Origin of the sequence: Catenibacterium sp. co_0103 (assembly GCF_004168205.1) — a bacterium.
Lineage (GTDB): Bacteria > Bacillota_I > Bacilli_A > Erysipelotrichales > Coprobacillaceae > Catenibacterium > Catenibacterium mitsuoka_A.
Genome location: NZ_RCYB01000131.1, coordinates 1 through 4134 on the forward strand (window position 1 = coordinate 1; position 4134 = coordinate 4134).

The following is a 4134-nucleotide window of genomic DNA, read 5'->3' on the forward strand; positions in this document are numbered from 1 at the left end:
GACAAATAGTCTATATCCTGAATATTTCTGCTCCACACTTCTCTTAAATCGTTACCTGTAGATTATGGGTATTCAAATAAAAGTACTATAACTCACAGAATGAAACCACCTTATGACAATAAGCAGCATACAGTTACTCTTGTAGAGGGTACACCATTAAAGAGTCTATTTAATAAAACTATTCTGCCAGTCAATAGCTGTCACCATCAAGCAATCAAAGAACTAGGAAATGATTTACAACCTATGGCCATAAGTGAAGATGGTTTAGTCGAATCATGTTATGCACCTAATAAAAAGTTTGTATGGAGTGTACAATGGCATCCTGAATTCATGTATACAGAGAAAGAAAGTCAGAAAATATTTGAAGAGTTTATAAGAAAATGCAGAGAGTAAAATGGAATATTGAATTAAAAGGACATATATACCCCTGTATTGTTTCATTTAAGAAGATGAAAACAATCAGAGTGAAGATCAGAGATAATTATTTAGAAGTCAGTGCACCTGTTGGTACGAGTGAGAAGTATATTCGTGATTTAATCTATGAAAATGAAGAGGATTTATATGCACGATTATCTTCCTATGTTCCTTATTTTGATCTAAGAGAGGATGGGTATGTCTATATCTTTGGTAAGAAATATCAAATAGTTGTCAGAGATATTAAGAAGAAACAATGTGCAATTCATGGAGATAGTATCTACGTGTATACTTCGTATATAGAAAATGCATTAAGTATATATCTTTCTCAGATACTCTATGAATATTTAAAAAAGAGAACATCAGAATATCTTCCTTTATTTAATCGACCTATGCCACGTATACAAATTAAACAATATAAAGGAAGATGGGGCAGCTGTTATGACCAATTGAACTTTGTGACATTTAATTTCTCTTTAGTCTATTTAGATAAAGAGTTGATTGATTATGTCATTGTGCATGAGTTGTGTCATTTTATTGAACCAAATCATTCTCCTCGATTCTATGCAGAAGTCAAAAAGAGAATGCCTGATTATAAGAAACGTATGAAAATTTTGGAGGAAAAGCATGTATGATTCAATCAGTGAATAATAAAACAATTAAAGACCTTGTAAAATTAAAGAACAAGAAAACAAGAGATGAAAAAGGACTTTTTCTAGTAGATGGATTCCACATGGTAGAAGAAGCAAAAAAAGCAGGGCTGTGTGATTTAGTTATTAGTACAGATGAATCATTAGAAGGACAGGATAAAGTGCTTGTTGTGTCTGATTCTGTTATGGAAAAATTGTCCTATACAAAAACACCACAGCCTATTATGGCTGTGTGTCATAAGAAGGATAATATTTTAAAGCACTATGATCGTGTTCTTATTTTAGATGGTGTACAGGATCCAGGAAACTTAGGGACTATCCTTCGTTCAGCACTTGCTTTTGGCTTTAAACAGATTGTCATGAGTCCTGATTGTGTAGACTTATACAATGATAAGGTATTGCGTTCTACTCAGGGAGCTGTTTTTCATTTAGATATTGTCCGTGATGATTTGAGTCATGTTATTCCAGAACTACAGAAGTTAGGGGTACGTGTCATTGCGACAAGCTTACATAATGCATCTTCCATTGATGATATTAAATCAACAGATAAGATGGCATTTGTGATGGGAAATGAAGGAAATGGTGTGAGAGATGAAACAATTGCGATGTCTGATGCCTCTCTTTATATTCCTATTGATACAATGGAATCACTTAATGTCGGTGTAGCGGCAGGTATTGTGATGTATACTTTTAAGGAGGTTTCACTATGATTAGACAGCATATCTATTTTTCAGGAAGAGTACAAGCTGTTGGATTTCGTTTTAGAGCACAGATGAATGCGACTCAGTTAGGACTTACTGGCTGGGTTAGAAATCTCTTTGATGGACGTGTCGAAGCAGAAATCCAGGGCACACCTGAACAAATCAATCGTTTCATCTACAAGATGAAAAATGAACAATGGATAGACATCACTGATATGGAAGTGAAAGATATTCCGGTAGAAAAAGGGGAGAGAAGATTTGATGTTACATACTAGACAATCTCTTTTAAAATCTTTTCAGCATGCCTTTGAAGGCATTATCCATACAATTAAGAAGGAACGTAATATCAAAATACATCTTTCTTTTATGTGTGCCGTTATCTTATGTGGTTTCTATTTTCATATTACGAAGATTGAATGGATGATCTGTCTTATTCTATTTGCACTTGTTTTGTCATTAGAACTTGTCAATACAGCAATTGAAGCCGTGGTGGACTTAGCCTCACCGGATATTCATCCTCTTGCAAAGCTCTCTAAAGATGCTGCAGCAGGCGCTGTGCTTATTAGTGCAATCATTTCAGCTATCATTGGCTTGATGATCTTTATACCTTATATTATTTAAAAAAGCGGGCTATTTGAATAGTCCGCTTTTATCCATCATGTCTAATGCATGTTCAATTGTATCATCACTTTGTACAAGAGCCATACGCACATAACCTTCACCTTGAGTGCCAAATGCATTACCTGGTACCACAAGAACACCTGTTTTATCAAATAGTTCCTTTACAAAAGTTTCAGAATCTTTAAACTTATCAGGAATCTTTGCCCATACAAACATAGTACCCTTAGGCATATCGATATCCCAGCCAATAGACTTACAGCCATTGACTAATAAGTCTTTTCTATGTTTATAAGCATTTCTAGTTTTTTCTACACATGATTGATCTTGTGTTAATGCTTTAATCGCACCTTTTTGAACAGGTAAGAACATGCCATAATCTAGATTAGATTTTAATGATTTCAGTTTTCCAATGATTTCTTTATTACCAAGTGCAAAACCAATACGTGCACCTGCTAAACCATATGTCTTACTTAATGAGTTGAATTCAATACCCACATCCTTAGCCCCTTCAAACTCTAAGAAGCTGTGTCCGGGTCCTTCAAACAATAATTCACTATAGGCATTATCATGAAGAATCATGATGTTGTATTTCTTTGCGAATACAATGAGTTTCTTATAGAATTCATCATTCGCAACACCACATGTTGGGTTGTTGGGATAAGATACAATCATATACTTTGCATCCTGAGCTGTCTTTTCATCAATCCTGTCAAAATCAATTAAATAGTCATTCTCTTTTAATAATGGCATAGTTACAACGTGAGCCCCAGCTAGTAGTGGTCCATCTCTAAAGATTGGATAACATGGATCCTGGACAAGTACGGTATCGCCTTCATCTACTAGAGTTAAAGCTAGATGTGCTAAGCCATCCTGAGATCCAAGTAATGAAGTCAATTCTGTTGTAGGATCAATCACAACACCATATCTTCTTTCATACCATTCTTTTACAGTGTTCTGAAGATCAACGGAATCTTTAATCGCATAAAGATAATTCTCTGGTTTCATAGCTTCCTTTGCGATTGTTTCCATGACTTCTTGAGTTGGAGGAATATTAGGTGCTCCAATACTCAAATCAATGACTTCTAGTCCTTGTTTTTTTCTTTCACTGCGCATATTTGCGAGTGTAGTGAAGATGCTTTCTCCGAAGAGATCCATTCTTTTTGAAAATTTCATTTTTATATACGCCCTCTCTTCAAGTATCATAATACAAATATGAAACAAATGAAAGTTTCAATTTATAAAAAAACTTCTTGAAATGTATGTGTAATTACTATTTTCCCTGCTTTCGGCTTGTTCGATAGATTAGATTTCAGAAATGGATATTACGTTTGCCAGAATGGGAGGCAGAGAAATGAATCATAGAATTGATGGTGAATTCATAATGACCTAAAGTGAAAAGTTAAATTCCACTTTAAAAAGAAACGAAAATAATGTGGAATTTAGTCGTTCAGGATTATATTTTCATAAGAATATCGGGTATTAATTCTGATATTCTTTTTGTTTTGGGAATGGAACTTAATCATTCGTACACTAGAAATGAGATTCTAACGTCATAAATCATGGTATTTTAAGGCGCAATAAAGCTATGGAATTTCGTTCATTTTTTCGAGTGTAAGACTAAATTCCACTTTGACTGCATGTGCTATTGTCAGTCTGCATCTCATGTTTCATACGTAAGCGCCAAATTATATAGTGTACCTAAAAAGGACGATTAAATCGAAAATGTGATTTAATCGTCCTTTATTCCA

Annotated in this window: 6 protein-coding genes; 5 read left to right on the forward strand and 1 reads right to left on the reverse strand. The window is 34.3% G+C overall.

From position 1 onward, the window contains the following. The first annotated feature begins 99 nt into the window (after positions 1-99). Genes EAI80_RS12145 through EAI80_RS12165 form a run of 5 tightly spaced genes read left to right on the forward strand, consistent with a single transcriptional unit; the run spans position 100 to position 2386 of the window. Complete coding sequence (locus tag EAI80_RS12145) at positions 100-393, forward strand: gamma-glutamyl-gamma-aminobutyrate hydrolase family protein (protein WP_238634610.1); 294 nt, start codon at positions 100-102, stop codon at positions 391-393. After that, the gene (locus tag EAI80_RS12150) at positions 381-1049 is read left to right on the forward strand and encodes a SprT family zinc-dependent metalloprotease (protein ID WP_006505458.1); all 669 of its coding nucleotides are present in this window, start codon (positions 381-383) and stop codon (positions 1047-1049) included. Before EAI80_RS12145 ends, EAI80_RS12150 begins: the two co-directional genes overlap by 13 nt. Next, the gene (locus EAI80_RS12155; RefSeq protein ID WP_129982248.1) at positions 1046-1774 is read left to right on the forward strand and encodes an RNA methyltransferase; all 729 of its coding nucleotides are present in this window, start codon (positions 1046-1048) and stop codon (positions 1772-1774) included. Before EAI80_RS12150 ends, EAI80_RS12155 begins: the two co-directional genes overlap by 4 nt. Then, complete coding sequence (locus EAI80_RS12160; protein WP_129982249.1) at positions 1771-2040, forward strand: acylphosphatase; 270 nt, start codon at positions 1771-1773, stop codon at positions 2038-2040. The genes EAI80_RS12155 and EAI80_RS12160 overlap by 4 nt, the downstream gene beginning before the upstream one ends. Continuing rightward, positions 2027-2386: a diacylglycerol kinase family protein gene (locus EAI80_RS12165; protein WP_022425894.1), complete on the forward strand. Its 360-nt coding sequence runs from the start codon at positions 2027-2029 to the stop codon at positions 2384-2386. Before EAI80_RS12160 ends, EAI80_RS12165 begins: the two co-directional genes overlap by 14 nt. 9 nt (positions 2387-2395) lie before the next feature. Here the strand turns inward: EAI80_RS12165 and EAI80_RS12170 are convergent, their stop codons facing one another. Then, positions 2396-3559, reverse strand: coding sequence for an aminotransferase class I/II-fold pyridoxal phosphate-dependent enzyme (locus EAI80_RS12170; RefSeq protein WP_129982250.1), 1164 nt, complete (start codon positions 3557-3559; stop codon positions 2396-2398). Positions 3560-4134: the final 575 nt, after the last annotated feature.